The sequence below is a fragment of the Amycolatopsis thermalba genome, from assembly GCF_023376025.1.
In the GTDB taxonomy this organism is placed as follows: domain Bacteria; phylum Actinomycetota; class Actinomycetes; order Mycobacteriales; family Pseudonocardiaceae; genus Amycolatopsis_E; species Amycolatopsis_E thermalba.
Window position 1 is genome coordinate 5,065,285 of sequence record NZ_CP091196.1, and the last position, 14,916, is coordinate 5,080,200.

The 14,916-nt window shown below is 72.5% G+C and carries 13 protein-coding genes; 2 read left to right on the plus strand and 11 right to left on the minus strand.

Translation table 11 applies throughout. The features are described 5' to 3' along the window. The first annotated feature begins 177 nt into the window (after positions 1-177). Together L1857_RS24575 and L1857_RS24580 are read left to right on the plus strand one after the other, a co-directional pair. The gene (locus L1857_RS24575) at positions 178-1,278 is read left to right on the plus strand and encodes a PucR family transcriptional regulator (RefSeq protein ID WP_233157498.1); all 1,101 of its coding nucleotides are present in this window, start codon (positions 178-180) and stop codon (positions 1,276-1,278) included. A 163-nt stretch (positions 1,279-1,441) separates the two neighbouring features. Beyond that, complete coding sequence (locus L1857_RS24580; protein WP_116113826.1) at positions 1,442-2,749, plus strand: PucR family transcriptional regulator; 1,308 nt, start codon at positions 1,442-1,444, stop codon at positions 2,747-2,749. Between the two features lie 252 nt (positions 2,750-3,001). Here the strand turns inward: L1857_RS24580 and L1857_RS24585 are convergent, their stop codons facing one another. The 11 genes from L1857_RS24585 to L1857_RS24635 all read right to left on the minus strand — a co-directional run bounded on the left by L1857_RS24585 (position 3,002) and on the right by L1857_RS24635 (position 14,747). Then, on the minus strand, positions 3,002-3,544 hold the full coding sequence (locus L1857_RS24585) for a hypothetical protein (protein WP_162831216.1): 543 nt from the start codon (positions 3,542-3,544) through the stop codon (positions 3,002-3,004). Positions 3,545-3,557: 13 nt separating this feature from the next. Next, on the minus strand, positions 3,558-4,610 hold the full coding sequence (locus L1857_RS24590) for an MCE family protein (RefSeq protein WP_249466408.1): 1,053 nt from the start codon (positions 4,608-4,610) through the stop codon (positions 3,558-3,560). Then, entirely contained in the window at positions 4,611-5,621 is a 1,011-nt protein-coding gene (locus L1857_RS24595; protein WP_094008436.1) for an MCE family protein, read from the minus strand. Further along, entirely contained in the window at positions 5,618-6,619 is a 1,002-nt protein-coding gene (locus tag L1857_RS24600) for an MCE family protein (RefSeq protein WP_094008435.1), read from the minus strand. Before L1857_RS24600 ends, L1857_RS24595 begins: the two co-directional genes overlap by 4 nt. After that, positions 6,619-7,611 carry an MCE family protein gene (locus tag L1857_RS24605; RefSeq protein WP_205413381.1) on the minus strand — a complete coding sequence of 331 codons (993 nt, stop codon included), beginning with the start codon at positions 7,609-7,611 and terminating at the stop codon, positions 6,619-6,621. The genes L1857_RS24600 and L1857_RS24605 overlap by 1 nt, the downstream gene beginning before the upstream one ends. Continuing rightward, positions 7,608-8,612, minus strand: coding sequence for an MCE family protein (locus L1857_RS24610; protein WP_094008433.1), 1,005 nt, complete (start codon positions 8,610-8,612; stop codon positions 7,608-7,610). Before L1857_RS24610 ends, L1857_RS24605 begins: the two co-directional genes overlap by 4 nt. Continuing rightward, on the minus strand, positions 8,609-9,790 hold the full coding sequence (locus tag L1857_RS24615; protein WP_116113813.1) for an MCE family protein: 1,182 nt from the start codon (positions 9,788-9,790) through the stop codon (positions 8,609-8,611). The genes L1857_RS24610 and L1857_RS24615 overlap by 4 nt, the downstream gene beginning before the upstream one ends. Next, a complete protein-coding gene (locus L1857_RS24620) occupies positions 9,787-10,581 on the minus strand; it encodes an MlaE family ABC transporter permease (RefSeq protein WP_094008468.1) in 795 nt (264 codons plus the stop codon). The genes L1857_RS24615 and L1857_RS24620 overlap by 4 nt, the downstream gene beginning before the upstream one ends. 37 nt (positions 10,582-10,618) lie before the next feature. Further along, positions 10,619-11,317 (minus strand): MlaE family ABC transporter permease, encoded by a 699-nt coding sequence (locus L1857_RS24625; protein ID WP_341867324.1) that lies wholly within the window; start codon positions 11,315-11,317, stop codon positions 10,619-10,621. Positions 11,318-11,402: 85 nt separating this feature from the next. Beyond that, on the minus strand, positions 11,403-12,572 hold the full coding sequence (locus L1857_RS24630; protein ID WP_249466411.1) for a DUF6801 domain-containing protein: 1,170 nt from the start codon (positions 12,570-12,572) through the stop codon (positions 11,403-11,405). Positions 12,573-12,701: 129 nt separating this feature from the next. Continuing rightward, positions 12,702-14,747: an AMP-binding protein gene (locus tag L1857_RS24635; protein WP_116113808.1), complete on the minus strand. Its 2,046-nt coding sequence runs from the start codon at positions 14,745-14,747 to the stop codon at positions 12,702-12,704. Between the last annotated feature and the right edge of the window lie 169 nt (positions 14,748-14,916).

Below are 14,916 nucleotides of genomic sequence, written 5' to 3' on the forward strand. Positions count from 1 at the left end.
ATGACGTTCGGCTCCTTCCGCGACCGGTCGCCGGCCGTAACATGAACGACTGCCCGACGTCACGAGAGGGGGTCGTTCGTCCTGGTAGAGAACCGGAACGCGGCGCTGCTCGCCTCCGGCCCACGCTGGGTCGCGGTCGAACTGCGCCCGCACGCCGGGCGGCTCGCGGCGGCGATCATGCGGGAGGTCCAGCGGTCGGTGCCGGCCTATTCGCGCCCGCTGACCGGGACGTTCGGCCGGGTCTTCACCGAGGGCGTCGAGCAGGCGGTGCGGCACGTCATCGAAAGCATCGGCAACCCCGCGATCAAGCACCACGACTGGATCGAGCTGTTCCGCGAGCGCGGCAGGCGGGAGTTCGCCGACGGCCGCAGCCTCGACGCGCTGCAGGCCGCGGCCCGCATCGGCGCGCGCGTGGCGTGGCAGTACGTCGCGCCGGTGCTGCGCAAAGCGGGCGCGTCGCCGCAGGTGCTGGCCCACGCGGCGGAAATCATCTTCGCCTATGTGGAGGATCTGTCGGCCACCGCGCTCGACGGGTTCCACGAGGCGCAGTCCAGTTCCGGCGGCACCATCGAGCGGCGACGGCGGCAGCTGCTCGAGCTGATCCTGTCCGGCCGCCCCGCCGGGCCGGAAACACTTGCGAACATGTCCCGGGGCGCGGGCTGGGCCCTGCCGGACAAGGCCGCGATCGTCGCGCTGGAACGCGCCGAGGGCACCGCCGATTTCCCCGTGGAGCTGCTGGACGACGAGGTCCTGGTAGACCTGGAGAGCACACGGCCGTGCCTGCTGACCACCCGCCCCAAACGGCACCTGTTCCCGCTGACCGGGCGCTGGAACGGCTGGCGCGCCGCGGTTTCGCCGACCGTCGCGCTCGCCGACGCGCCGGCTGCGCACCGCACCGCCCGGCGCGCGCTCGCGCTGCTGCCCGCGAGCGCCGGTGACGAGCCGATCACCTGGTGCGTGGACCAGCTGTCCGCGTTGTGGTTGCTGGGTGAGGACTTCCTCGCCGCCGAGGTGGCGCGGCAGGCGTTGCGGCCGCTGGACGCCCTCGGCGGCAAGCAGCGCGAGCGGCTCGGCGACACCCTGCTCGCGTGGCTGGAAACCCGTGGCGGGGCGCCGGAAATCGCCAAGCGCCTGCAGGTGCACCCGCAGACCGTGCGGGCGCGGCTGCACCAGCTGCGGGAGCTGTTCGGCGACCGGCTGGACGACAGCGAGGACCGGTTCAGCATGCACCTGGCGTTGCGCGCGCAGCGCCTCGCCGCGCGGGGTGACCGGCCGTGAGCGCGCGGATTTGTCACGTGGGTGAGGGAAAACGAGGCGCCGGCACTCATCCGCGTGCGGTGCGCTGGGCCGATCGCTTCGCGCGGTTGCTCCGCGCACGCAAGAGATCCTTGCCAAGCACCGGACGTGGTGCGATGTTGGTCCTCCCGACGAAGAGGTAGTCATGACCACCGATGCCGGTTACCGGCACGGGAACACCGTGCGGCAGAACGTCTCCCGGAGACCGCCCCGCGCGCCGGGACTCCCCCCGCGGCAGCGCCAGAACGAGCCGGAGTTCACCGCGGGCATCGGACGCGCCAGCAGGCTGTGGGCCTCGCTGCCGCGTGAGCTGGCGAAGGCGTTCCGGCCGCACGCCGACGCGATGACGGCCGAGATCCTGCGCGAGATCCAGCTCGCCGTGCCGGAGTACGCGCGGCCGCTGGAGGGTCCCTTCGGCCGGACCATCGTGCGCAGCATCCAGCAGGCGGTCCGGCACTGCATGGACAACCTCGGCAACCCCGCCGCGCCGCAGGAGGCGTGGATGGGCGTGTTCCGGCACCTGGGCAAGGTCGAATTCAGCGAGGGCCGCACGCTGGACCAGCTGCAGACCGCCTACCGCGTCGGCGGCCGGGTGGCGTGGCGGTACGTGGCGTCGGTGAGCCAGTCGCTGGGCCTGTCGACGGACTTCCTGTGCGTCGGGGCGGAGGCGATCTTCGCCTACGTCGACGAGATCTCCGCCTTGTCGCTGCAGGGGTACGCGGCCGCGCGGAAACGGGCCGCCGGCACGCGGGCGCGGCAGCGGCGCCAGCTGCTGGAACTGATCCTGGCCGACCCGCCCGCGTCCCCGAAGGCGATCGCCCGCCTGGCCGCGACCGCCGGGTGGCGGCTGCCGGACCGGGTCGTCGCGGTCGCCCTGGAACCGCGCGCCGATCAGCACCACCGCGAGCCGCCGTCGCTGGACAGCGAGGTGCTGATGGATCTGGAGGGGCCGCAGCCGTGCCTGCTGGCCGACCCGGACCTGGTCACGGCGGGCTCGCTGGAACCGGCGCTGGCCGGGTGGCGCGCGGTGATCGGGCCCGAGGTGAAGCTGGGCGACGCGGCGATGTCGCTGCGCTGGGCGCGGCGCACGGTGGATCTGGCCCGGCGCGGGGTGATCGAGGCGCCGCCGCTGGCGCGCGCGACCGATCACCTGGCGACGTTGTGGCTGCTGTCGGACGAGTTCCTCGTCAAGGAGCTGATCCGGCGCTGTCTCGCGCCGCTGAACGGGCTGACCGACAAGCAACGGACCCGGCTGGGGCAGACGTTGCTGGCCTGGCTGCAGTCCAGCGGGACGGCGCCGGACATGGCGGACCGGCTGGGCGTGCACCCGCAGACCGTGCGGTACCGGATGCGGCAGCTGGAGGAGCTGTTCGGGGAGCGGTTGAACGATCCGGAGAGCCGGTCGGATCTGGAGATCGCGCTGCGGGCGGCTCGGTTGTTGGGGGTTTCGTAGGTGTGTAGGCGCTACGCGCGTATCTGCGCTGCGCGCGGCTGAAAGCGCCGGCTTCGCTTCGCTACGCCCCGGTTGGTGCCCTCCCGAACCCGATCTTTCAGTGTTCGGTTGCCGAGAAGTCGCGTCAAGGCGGGAAAGCGTGCCTTGACCCGACTGCTCGGCAACCGATGTGGGCTGGGGATCGGGTGCGGGAGGCGGAGTGGTTCGGGGGGTTGTTGCTTAGCGTTGCCGGGTGGCGGTTGTGTTGTTTTGTTATGCGCCGTCCAGGGCTTGGCAGGTTGGGGCCTTCTCGAATGCCTTGGCGAGTTCGGGGTTGTTCGTGAGGTCCTTGGTGGGGCCTTCCGTGGCGGTGCCGAGGTGGGCGAAGGCGTCGCCGGCGCCGCGGACCGCCTGCTCGAAACTCGCCTGGTCGGTGATCGGCGCCGACTCCAGGGCGGCGCGGGCGGCGTCCACCGAGGACTTCGTCGCGTTCAGGGTGTCCATCGCCCGGTCCACCGTGGCCTGGCCGTCCGTCACCGGGGGCGGGCCCTCCCTGGTGATGCCGTGGCCCAGGTCGGTCAGGGCCTGCGACAGCGACGCCAGGTAGGTGACCAGGCCCTCCCGCGCCTTGCCGGCGTCCGAGGCGTCCACTCCGGGCAGCTGCGACAGCTTCGCCCCGCCGTCGCGGACGGCCGCGCACACGTGCTCCGACCAGGTGATCGCGGCGGCGTTCTCCTCCGGCACGGCCCGCTCCGGCCCGCACCCGGCCAGCACCGCCATCCCGGCCAGCGCGCCGGCGATCAACACAGCTCTCACGGCAACCCTCTCCTCAGCGTCGGCACCCGGCCGCCGTGTTCAGCGGCGCGGGTGTGGTGTCCAGGCCGTTGCGGTACCGGGTGCCCTCGTACCCGGCGGTGCACGGCAGCGGATCGAAGAACGTCGTCGCCAGGCCGAACCCCGCCGAATCACCCGTGATGACCGTGCTCCCGGCCTCGATCGCCGCGGGCGCGGCCACCAGCAGCTCCTCCACTCCGTCGCGGTGGGCGAGCAGCACCTGCGACGTGGTCAGCAGGTTCGCCAGCAACGTGGTCAGGTTCGGGCCGGTTTCGCGCAGCAGGCCGCTGATCTGCTCCGCGGCCGGGGGCGCCGACGACAGGATCGCCGACAGGTCCGCGTCCGAGTTCCGCAGCGTCTCGGCGATGCGCTTGGCGTCCGCGCCGAACGCCGTGATCGCGGCGGAGTTCTCGATCTGCGTGGTCAGCACGGTGTCCGCGTCGGTGATCAGCTGGATGGTCTGAGGCAGGTGGTCCGACGCCGATCGGGTGAACGCGGCCGTCGCGTCGAGCAGGGCCTGCAGGCTCGGGCCGGTGCCGAGCGTCGCCTCGTACAGTTCGTCGACCACCGAGCGCAGGTCGTCCCGCGGCACCGACGCCACCAGGCGGTCCAGGTTCAGCACCAGCTGCTCGTTCGGCAGCGGCAGCCGGGTGCGCGGCCGCGCGATCGCCGAGCCGTCGGCCAGCACCGGGCCGCCCGAGCTGCGGGGCCGCAGGTCGACGTACTGCTCCCCCACCGCCGACCGGTTGGTCACCACCGCCTCGACGTCCGCGGGCACCGGCGGGGTGCCGTCGTCGATGCGCAGGTCGGCCTCCAGCCCGGTGTCGGTGAGCCGCAGCTCCCCGACCCGGCCGATCGGCACGCCGTTGTAGGTGACCTCGGCATTGGTGAAGATGCCGCCGGAGTCGGCCAGTTCCACGCGCACCACGTACCCGCCGCCGCCGAAGAGCCGGTCCAGCCCGGCGTAGCGGGCGCCGACGTAGGTGATCCCGGCCAGCGCGATCAAGGCGAACACGATGACCTGCACACGCACCTTGCGGGTCAGCATCTAGGAACCCCCACCCAGCGGCAGCGGCACGGACTGCGCACCCGAGGTCTGGGCGTCGAAGTCCAGGTACAGGTTGAGGTAGTCGCCCTTGATGGCGTCCAGCGCGGCATCCGGGAACGGGAAGGTCAGCAGCATCTCCATCGCCTCCGGCAGCTGCTGCCCGGCCACGGTGAGCTGGCGCAGCGTCGGTTCCAGCGCCCGCAGGTCGGCGATCAGGTCGTCCTTGCCGCGGTTGACGGTATCGACGGCGACGCCGGAGAGGTGGTCGAGCGAGGTCAGCATGGTGACCAGCTGCTCACGCTGCCGCGCCAGCACGTCGATGCCGGGCCCGAGGTCGTCCAGCACCCCGGTGATCTGGTCCCGGCGCGCGGACAGCGACGCGGACAGCGCCTCGATGCCGGTCAGCGCGCGGGTGATCTCGGCGCGGTGCTGGTCCAGCCCGCCGACGAAGGTGTTCACCTCGGTCAGCAGGTCGCGGATCTCCGCCTCGTTCCCACCCAGTGCGGCGTTCAGCTCGCGGCTGATCTGCTGCAGCTGGCCCACGCCGCCGCCGTTGAGCAGCATCGACAACGCGCCGAGCACCTCCTCGACCTGCGGGTTGCGGTTGGTCCGCTCGACCGGGATGCGGGCGCCGTCGGCGAGGCTGCCCTGCGGTTCACCGGCCGCGGGCGGCCCCAGCTCGACGAACTTCTCCCCCAGCAGGCTGCTCTGCCGCAACCACGCCTCCGCGTTCGCCGGCAGCCGCACCGTGCCGTTGACCAGCAGCGTGACCTGCGCGGTGCGGCCGTCGGCGGACAACTCGATCCGCTCGACCCGGCCGACCGGCACGTCACCGACCTGCACCGCGGACTGCGGCACGAGGTCGAGCACGTCGCGGAACCCGACGGTGACCCGGTACGGGTGGTCGCCGAGGTCCGCGCCGCCGGGCAACGGCGTGTCGTAGAGCCCGCCGAACGAGCAGCCGGCCAGCAGCGCCAGCACGGACAGCAACGCCAGGGACATCCGCTTCATCGGCTGCCTCCCAGCGGCAGGACCGGGCCCATGCTGAACTCGTTGAGGTCGGCGCGGCTGTAGATCGTCGAGTTGGCCGGGTCGTAGGCGGCGAGCAGCCGGTTCAGCGCCTCCGGCGCCGCGGTCAGCGCCTCGGACAGCGCGGCGCGCTGGTTCGCCAGCACCTGCGTGGTCCCCATCAGCTTGTCCACATTGGACTTCACGCGGCCGCGGTTGTCCCGCACGAACTGCTGGATCTGACCGAGCGCCGAGGCCAGTTCGTCCAGCGACGCGCCGAAGACGTCCCGTTCGGAGGCCAGGAACGCCGACACCTGCGCCAGCAGATCGGCCAGCCGGCCCACCTGGTCGTCGTTGTCCGCCAGCATCGTGGTGAACCGCTGCAGGTTGTCGACGGTGGCGAACAGGTCGTCGCGCGACCCGCTCAGCGTCGTGGCCGCCTGGCCGAGCTGCCGGATCATCTCGCCGAGCTGGGCGCCGTTGCCCGTGAGGTCCTCCGCCGCGCTGCTCAGCAGCTCCGACAGCGCGCCGCCACTGTTGGCGCCCTGCGGTCCCAGCGCGGTCGTCAGCCGGTCCAGGCTCGCGAACAGCTGGTCCAGCTCGACCGGCACCGCGGTGCGCGCCACCGGGATGACCGTCCCGTCGGCGATCTCCGGCCCGCCGCGGTAGACCGGCGCGAGCTGCACGTACCGGTCGCTGACCAGGCTCGGCGTCACGACCAGCGCGGCGGCGTCGGCGGGCACCCGGATGCCGCGGTCGACGGTGAAGACCACCTTGACCTGCTGCCCCTGTGGTTCGACGGTGTCCACGGTACCCACCGGGACGCCGAGGATCCGCACCTCCGAACCGGGGTAGATCCCGACGGCCGCGGTGAAGTACGCGGTGAGGTGCTTGCCGCGCGCGCTGTCCCGCACGACGATCACGATCGCGGTGGCCAGCGTCGCGAGGATCACGACGAGCACGCCCCAGCGCAGCCACCTGCCCAGACGGGACATCGCCATCAGCCGCCCCCTCCCGGTTTCGGTGGCATGCACGGGCTGCCGTCCGCGGGGACGATGAGCCCGCACAGGTAGGTGTCGATCCAGGCGCCGTTGCCGAGCGCGTCGCCCAGCAGCCGGTAGAACGGGCCGGACAGGCTCAGGCTGCGATCCAGCGTGGCCTGGTTGCGCTGCAGCACGTCGGTGACCCGGTCGAGCTGTTCCAGCGCGGGGCCGAGCTGCGCGGTGTTCTCGTCGATCAGGCCGCGCACCTGCTGGGACAGGTCCCGGGTGCCGCGCAGCAGCTGGTCGATCGCGGCCCGGCGCTGGTCGAACTCGGTCAGCAGCACGTTCCCGTCGGTGATCAGGCGGGCGAGCCGGTCGGTGCGTTCGGCGACCGTGCCGCTGAGTTGCGCGGTGCCGTCCAGCAGCTGCTTGAGCTGGGTGTCGCGCGAGGAAATGGTCTGCGACAACGCGGCCAGACCGTCCAAAGCGGACCGGACGTCCTGCGGGGTGGCGGCGTCGAAGGTCTGCGCGAGCGTGCGGAAGCTCGCCGCGAGCTGGCCGGTGTCGAGTTCACCGGTGGTGCGGGCCAGGTCGGCGAAGGCGTCGTTGACGTCGTACGGGATGACCGTGCGGCTGCGCGGGATGGGCTGGTCCGGGTCCTGGTCGCGCTCGCCGCGCGGGTCGAGCGCGAGGTTCTTGGCGCCCAGCAACGTCTTGATGCGCACCGAGACGGTGCTCTCGTCGCCGACCCACGTGTCGTCGACGCGGAAGGTGACCTTGACGTGGTCGCCGTCCAGCGAGACGCCGGTGACCTCGCCGACCTTCGCGCCCGCGACCCGCACCTCGTCGCCGCTCTTGAGCCCGGCGGCCTCGGTGAACTCCGCGGTGTAGGTGGTGCCGCCCAGCGCGGGCAGCCGGTCCCAGAACAGGGTGAGCGCGCCGAGCACGAGCATCAGGGCCAGCCCGGCGAGCCCGAGCCGGAAGGAGTTGCGCGACCGGAACGACTTCATCGACGGCACCTCGCCTCGGTCACCGGCACGCCGACCGGGCCGCCGCCGGGCGCGGGGGTGGCGTCGGAGCGCACCGAGCACAGGTAGAAGTTCAGCCACGAGCCGTAGGAGGCGATGCGGCCGATCGCCTCGTACTTGACGGGCAGGTTGTTCAGGAACCGCTCGAACTCGGGGGTGTTGTCGCCCAGGGTGCGCGCCAGTTTCTCCAGCGCGTCGATGTCGTTGCGGAGTGGTTCCCGCGCGTCCCGGACGAGCCCGGCGGTGGCGGTGGTGAGCTCGCCGATGCCGTCGATGGCGCCGCCGATCGCGCCGGAGTTCGCGGCGAGACCGGACACCAGCTGCTGGGTCGCGTCGAGCAGCTGCGCGAGCTGCCCGTCACGCGCGTTGACGCGGTCGAGCACCTGGTTGAGGTTCGTGATCACCTGGCCGATCACCTGGTCCTGGCCGGCGAGCGAGGACGTCAGCGACGCGGTGTGCCGCAACAGGTCCGCGACCGTGCCGCCCTCGCCCTGCAGCACCTGCACGATCTCGCCCGCGAGCTGGTTGACGTCCTGCGGGGACAGCGCCTGGAACAGCGGCTTGAACCCGTTGAACACCGCGGTCAGGTCCAGCGCGGGCCGGGTGCGGTCGAGCGGGATCAGTCCGCCCGGCTCCAGGCGCCCGGTACCGGTGCCCTGGTCGAGCGTGATGTACCGCTGGCCGATCAGGTTGCGGTACTTCACCGCCGCGGTGACCGTCGCGCTGAGCGTGCGGTCGCGGTCCACCGAGAACGACACCTCGGCGATGCGGCGGTCCACGATCTCGATGCCGGTGACCTGCCCGATGCGCACCCCGGCCATGCGCACGTCGTCGCCGGGGTTGAGCGAGGTGACGTCGCTGAACCAGGCGCGGTAAGTGACCGTGCCGCCGTCGCCGCGGTTGGCGATCGTGATCGCCAGGAGCCCGGTCGCCAGCACCGTGACGACCGCGAAGATCAGGCCCTTGACCAGCGGTCGGATCATTTCAGCGTCACCTCCGCGCCACGCAGCAGCGGGTTCATCAGCAGCCCGCTCCAGCCGGGGATCTCGGACGGCCGCTCCCCCAGCACCGGGGCGAGCAGCTCGGACAGGAACCGCTGCGCGGCCGGGGTGTCCGCCCCGGGCGCGGCCGACCCGGCCGCCGGGCACCGCGGTCCGTCCGCCGCGGGCGGCGGGGCGCCGCCCTGCCTCGGCGGCCGCACCGTCAGGTCCACGTGCAGGCCGGGTTCGGCCGTGCCCACCCCCAGGGCCCGCTCGACGACCGGTTTCAACCGGGCGGCCGCGTCGGCCACGCACGGGATCTCCGGGCTGTACTCGGCGAGCAGGTCGAGCACCGGCCTGCTGTCCGCGGACAGGTCGACCAGCGTGTCGTCGTTGGCGTCCAGGAAGCCCCGCGCGTCGGAGGCGGCGGCGGTGACCGTGCCGAACAGCGCGGCGAGGTCCTGCTGCTGCCGGGTCAGGGTGGCCGCGGTGGCGCGCAGATCGGCCATCGCGTCCACCAGGTCCGGCGCGGCGGTGGTGTAGGTCCGCACGGTGTCGGCGAGCTTGGTGATCGCGGTGCGCAGCGCCGGCACCTCCGGGTTGAGCCGGCCCAGGTAGTCGCCGAGCGCCACCAGCGTCGTGCCCAGCTCGGGGCCGCGGCCTTCCAGCGCCTGCGACACCGCGCCGAGCGTGCTCGCGAGCTTCTGCGGCTGCACGGCCTGCAGCACCGGCAGCAGATCACGCAGCGCCTGCTCCACCTCGACCGCCTGGGTGCTGCGGTCCTCCTGGATCACCGCACCGGCGGACAGCGCGCGCGGCGCGGGCTCCGGCGGGATCACCAGGGTGACGTAACGCTGACCGAACAACGTCTTCGGCAGCAGCCGGGCGGACACGTTGGACGGGATGCCGGAGATGCGGTCCGGGTCCATGGCCAGCTCGACGTCGACCCAGCCGGGCCGGACCTCGATCGAGCGCACCGATCCGACGAGGACCCCGCGCACCTTGACGTCGGCGTTCTCCTTCAGCTGGGTGCCGGCCCGCTCGGCCCGCAGCACCACCGGGACGGCGGAGCTGAAGGTCTTGCGGTAGACGGCGACCGCGAACCAGCCCATCGCGCCGAGCAGCGCGAGGAACACCAGCCCGAGCGCGCCGAACACCAGGCGTCTGCGTCGCTCGCTCATCCGGCCACCCGCACGGTCGTGGTGGCGCCCCAGATCGCCAGGCTGAGGAAGAAGTCGAGCACGCTGACCACGACGATCGAGGTGCGCACCGAGCGGCCCACCGCCACCCCCACCCCGGCCGGGCCGCCACCCGCGCGGTAGCCGTAGAAGCAGTGCGTGAGGATGATCGCGACGCTGAACACCATCACCTTGAGAAACGACCAGAGCACGTCCTCGGGCGGCAGGAACAGGCTGAAGTAGTGGTCGTAGGTGCCGCCGGACTGGCCGTAGACGGTGACGGTGATCGTGCGGGCCGCGAGGTAGGAGGTCAGCAGGCCGATCACGTACAGCGGGATGATCGCGACGAACCCGGCGACGATCCGGGTGGTCACCAGGTAGGGCATGCTGCGCACGGCCATCACCTCGAGCGCGTCGATCTCCTCGGCGATCCGCATCGCGCCGAGCTGGGCGGTGAACCCGGAGCCGACGGTGGACGACAGCGCGAGCGCGGCGACCAGCGGGGCGATCTCGCGGGTGTTGAAGTAGGCCGAGAGGAACCCGGCGAAGGCCGACGTGCCCAGCTGGTCGAGCGCGGAGAAGCCCTGCAGGCCGACGACCGTGCCGGTGAACACGCACATGCCGACCATCACGCCGATCGTGCCGCCGATGACGGCGAGCGCGCCGCTGCCGAACGCGACCTCGGCGAGCAGGCGGATCACCTCGCGGCCGTAGCGGGTGAGCGTGCGGGGCGTCCAGGCCAGGGCGCGCAGGTAGAAGGCGAGCTGATCGCCCAGGCGCACCAGGCCGTTCATCGGGCGCTCCGGGTTGAGCAACCGGTGGGTCACTGCCTCAGGCTCCCTTCGCCGGCACGACGCGCAGGTAGATCACGCTGATCACGAAGTTCACGAAGAACAGCAGCAGGAACGTGATGACGACGGACTGGTTGACCACGTCCCCCACGCCCTTGGCGCCGCCCTTGGGGTGGAGGCCGCGGTAGGAGGCGACGAGCCCGGCGAGGAACCCGAAGATCACCGCCTTGATCTCGCCCACCCACAGGTCGGGCAGCTGCGCCAGGGCGGAGAAGCTGGCGAGGAACGCGCCCGGGGTGCCGTCCTGCAGCAGGACGTTGAACACGTAGCCGCCGGTGACGCCGACGAAGCTGACCATGCCGTTGAGCAGCACGGCGACGGCCATGGCGGCGAGCACCCGCGGCACGACGAGCCGCTGGATCGGGGAGACGCCGAGGACCTCCATGGCGTCGATCTCCTCGCGGATGGTGCGTGAGCCGAGTTCGGCGCAGATCGCGCTGCCGCCCGCCCCGGCGACGACGAGGGTGGTGACGATCGGGCTGGCCTGCTGGATGACGGCGAGGACGCTGGCGGCGCCGTTGAACGACTCGGCGCCCAGCTGGCTGGTGAGGCCGCCGAGCTGGAGGGTGATGACGGCACCGAACGGGATGCTGACGAGCGCCGCGGGCAGGATCGACACGCTCGCGACGAACCAGAACTGCTGCACGAACTCCCGCACCTGGAAGGGCCGCTTGAACATGGCGACGACGATGTCCAGGGCGAGGCCGAAGAGCTTGCCGAACTCGCCGACGGCGTTCCGGGCGGCGGCGACGGGGGCGGTCACGTCAGCCCACCCCCTGCGCGGTCAGCGTCGTGGTCATCTTGTTGCCCGGGCCCGAAATCAGGCCGGTCAGCAGCGGGTCCAGGTCCTCGCTCACGCCGCAGCCGGAGAACGCGGGAATGTCGAAAGTGGACTCGATCGTCGACTTGCTGCCGGGCAGCAGCGAGGTCTGTCCCTTCATCGGGATCACCAGCGGCGAAACCGTCCGGCAGTTCGCGCCCACCGCGATCGGCACGCCGTCCTGCCGCACGTCGCTCACCACCAGGTTCACCCGCACCGTCAGGTCGATCGTGGGGGTGAACAGGCCACCGCTGATGTCCGCCGTGCCCGTCGCCTTGCCCTCCTGCGGCAGCTCCACGTCGCTGGTGACCGGCATGAACCGGAACGCCACGAAGTAGCCGGCCGACTTCGGCAGGTTCAGCTCGCCCTCGACGCGGATCGTGTCCGGCAGGTCGCCGGGGAACAGGCCGGCGTCGAACGTGCCCTGTTCCAGCACCAGGTCCGAACCCATCTTCGCGATGCGTGAGACGCCGTCGACGAGGAACTTCGCCGTCAGCAGCGGCGTGTCCGCCGTGACGCCGGGCACCGGTGGCGCGGCGGGCGCGGTCACCGCCACGCGTGCCAGCTCCCCGTTCGCCGCCGGGTCGGCGGTGCACGCCAGGTCGGCGGTCAGCGTCTCACCGCGCGCGACCAGCTTGGGAACCAGCGAAGTGAGGGAGACCGTCACCGGACCCGCACCGGCCGCGATCGGCGGAACGCGGCCGGGCAGCGTGATCCGCAGCTCGCCGTCGGCGGGGAGCGGGATCTCCGATGTGGACAGTCCGGTGACGGTCAGTTCCTGGGTGCCCGCCTGCTGGGTGACGCTCAGCTGCACCGCGGCGGACGCGTCCACCGACGTGGCGCCCGAATCGCGCAACGCGTCGACCGCCCCGGCCGGCACGACGAGGGTCACGGACGCCGCCGACACGGGCACGTTCGCGCCCTGCACAACGGTTTCGCCGAACGTGGCGCTGAAGGAGACCGGCACGTCCACCGGTCCCCCGGCCTGGCACGTGCTCGTGCCGCCGCGGGTGGCCGCGGTGGCGACGGCCGTCGTCGCGGGCGCCAGCGCGGCGGCCACGAGAGCCAGTCCCAGCGCGGCGACAGCGGCGCGACGTGACCGGGTTTGCGTCATCGAACCCTCCGGTAGCGGACCGCGAGGACGTTACCGACGAGTCAACGAGCGCCACAACGCTTCGCGTTCGTTCTCCGGCGGCACCGGTTTTTCTTGTCACGGAACGACGAAATACCGGTTCCGCGGGTGTCACCCGCCAGCGTCCTCCAGCAGCAGGCGCTTGAGCACCTTGCCGGTCGGCGTGCGCGGCAGCTCGTCGACGAACACCACCTCGCGCGGGATCGCGAACCGCGCGACCCGGCGGCGCAGGTACGCGCGCACCACGTCCTCGTCGAGCCGGGCCCCCGGCCGCACCGTCACGAACGCGACCAGCCGCTGCCCGAACTCGTCGTCGGGCACGCCGAGCACGGCCGCGTCGGCGACGCCGGGCAGCTCGGTCAGCGCCTCCTCCACCGGCCGCGGGAACACGTTCTCCCCGCCGGAGACGATCATGTCGTCGTCCCGGCCGGCGACGAACAACCGGCCGTCGGCGTCGAGGTAGCCGCGGTCGCCGGTGTCCATCAGCTCGCGGCGGACCGTGCGGCTGGTGCCGTCCGTGTAGCCGTCGAAGAGCAGGTCGTTGCCGACGAAGATGGCGCCGACCGTGCCCGGCGGCACCGGTTCGCCCGCCGGGCCGAGCACCGCCAGCCGCGTGCCCAGTGGCGGATATCCGGCGGTGGCGGGGGCGGCGCGCAGGTCGGCCGGGGTGGCGACGGAGGCCGCCGACACCTCGCTCGAGCCGTAGAAGTTGTAGAGCACGTCACCGAAGGCGTCCTGGAACGCCGTGACGAGCGAAGCGGGCAGGGCCGACCCGCTGCTCGCCACGATCCGCAGGCCGCTGGTGTCGTACCGCGCCCGCACGTCCGCCGGCAGCGCCATGATGCGCTGCAGCATCACCGGAACCGCGAACATCGCGGTGCACCGGTGGTCCTGGATCGCCCGCAGGCACGCCTCCGGGTCGAACCGGCGCTGCATCACCAGTGTCGCCCGCAGCGGCATGCCGACCTGCAGCGCGGACAGGCCCCAGGTGTGGAACAGCGGGGCGGCCATCAGGATGCGTTCCCCCGCCCGCAACGGAATCCGCGACAGCAGCGCCACCGCGGCGCCCAGGCCCTTCGGCGTCGGCCGCCGCGCGCCCTTGGGCGTGCCGGTGGTGCCCGAGGTGAGGACGACGATCGGCGCGGGCCGTTCGGGCGGGGTGAACTCGGCGTCCGGGGTGTCGGCGATGACCTCGGCCAGCGTCGGCTGCCCCGCCGGGCCCGCGTCGGCGCCGGTGAGCACGACCGCGGTGAGCGGCAGCCCGGCCACCAGCGGCGCGAACTCGCCGTCGGCCACCAGCACGCGCACGTCGTGCCGCGCCACCGCGTCGGCCACCTGCGGCCGGGCCAGGCCGGTGTTGAGCAGCACGGTGCCCGCGCCCAGCCGTCCGCACGCGAGCAGTGTCTTCACCATCGCGCTGTGGTTGCGCGCCATGATCGCCAGGGTGCCGTCCGGTCCGACGCCGACGGCCCGCAGTGCGGCGGCGAGCCGGTTCGCCTCGGCGCTCAGCCCGGCGAACGTGGTGGGGGCGCCGTCGTCGTCGATCACCGCGATGCCGCGGGGCGAGCGGGCCGCGGCCGCGGTGTACCCACCGGCCAGGGTGGCGCCCCACTGGACCAGCGCGCGCAGCTGCCGCACGAGGCGGTCCGGCCGGGCGGGCGCCAGGATGCCCGCCGCGATCAGGGTGTTGGCGATCTGCCGGGTCGACGGGGCGCGGCCGGGCGGCCACGGTTCCGCGATCTCCCGGAGGTGGCGCTCGATCCGATCGAGACCGTCCCGCGCCCACGACCGCACCTCGGCGGCGGTGGGGGCGCGGCCCGGGCCCGGCACGCCCGGCCGGAAGTAGATGATCTTGAGCCGGGTGCCCGGGGAGGCGTCGGACAGGCGCACCGACAGGCAGCCACCGGTGTCCGGCACCGTCTCCAGCACCAGCTGTTCCTCGCGGCGGCTCAGCAGCACCCGCATCTCGTGCTCGACCGGACGTCCGCTGAGCGTCAGCCGGATCCGGTAGCGTGCGTGGCGTCCCCGGCCGCCCGTCCGCTCGACCGCACCGACGCCCCGGAAGAAGCGGGGGTACAGTTCCGGCGACCCGAGCAGCGGCCACAGCGCGGCGCGCGGCTGGCCGGAGAACAGGTCGAACGTCACGCACTCGGGCATTCGCGGAACCTAGAACCGGCCCCCCTGCCGGTCAAGGCGGCCGCGCGTTGTCGGCACACGCGCGCGAGCCGGGAAACCGGTTTTTGTCACCGCGGTGAGTGCTCGCGCAGGCCGCCGGTGAACATTGTCCGCGTCGTACGGGTCCGATCGGCGCGGCCGTATCAGCCGG

Excerpts from the sequence above, each read along its gene's own strand:
- L1857_RS24575 (WP_233157498.1), top strand. The coding sequence starts at position 178 with ATGCGGGAGGTCCAGCGGTCGGTGCCGGCCTATTCGCGCCCGCTGACC.
- L1857_RS24580 (WP_116113826.1), top strand. The coding sequence starts at position 1,442 with ATGACCACCGATGCCGGTTACCGGCACGGGAACACCGTGCGGCAGAAC.
- L1857_RS24590 (WP_249466408.1), bottom strand. The coding sequence starts at position 4,610 with ATGCTGACCCGCAAGGTGCGTGTGCAGGTCATCGTGTTCGCCTTGATC.
- L1857_RS24595 (WP_094008436.1), bottom strand. The coding sequence starts at position 5,621 with ATGAAGCGGATGTCCCTGGCGTTGCTGTCCGTGCTGGCGCTGCTGGCC.
- L1857_RS24600 (WP_094008435.1), bottom strand. The coding sequence starts at position 6,619 with ATGGCGATGTCCCGTCTGGGCAGGTGGCTGCGCTGGGGCGTGCTCGTC.
- L1857_RS24605 (WP_205413381.1), bottom strand. The coding sequence starts at position 7,611 with ATGAAGTCGTTCCGGTCGCGCAACTCCTTCCGGCTCGGGCTCGCCGGG.
- L1857_RS24610 (WP_094008433.1), bottom strand. The coding sequence starts at position 8,612 with ATGATCCGACCGCTGGTCAAGGGCCTGATCTTCGCGGTCGTCACGGTG.
- L1857_RS24615 (WP_116113813.1), bottom strand. The coding sequence starts at position 9,790 with ATGAGCGAGCGACGCAGACGCCTGGTGTTCGGCGCGCTCGGGCTGGTG.
- L1857_RS24620 (WP_094008468.1), bottom strand. The coding sequence starts at position 10,581 with ATGAACGGCCTGGTGCGCCTGGGCGATCAGCTCGCCTTCTACCTGCGC.
- L1857_RS24625 (WP_341867324.1), bottom strand. The coding sequence starts at position 11,317 with ATGTTCAAGCGGCCCTTCCAGGTGCGGGAGTTCGTGCAGCAGTTCTGG.
- L1857_RS24630 (WP_249466411.1), bottom strand. The coding sequence starts at position 12,572 with ATGACGCAAACCCGGTCACGTCGCGCCGCTGTCGCCGCGCTGGGACTG.
- L1857_RS24635 (WP_116113808.1), bottom strand. The coding sequence starts at position 14,747 with ATGCCCGAGTGCGTGACGTTCGACCTGTTCTCCGGCCAGCCGCGCGCC.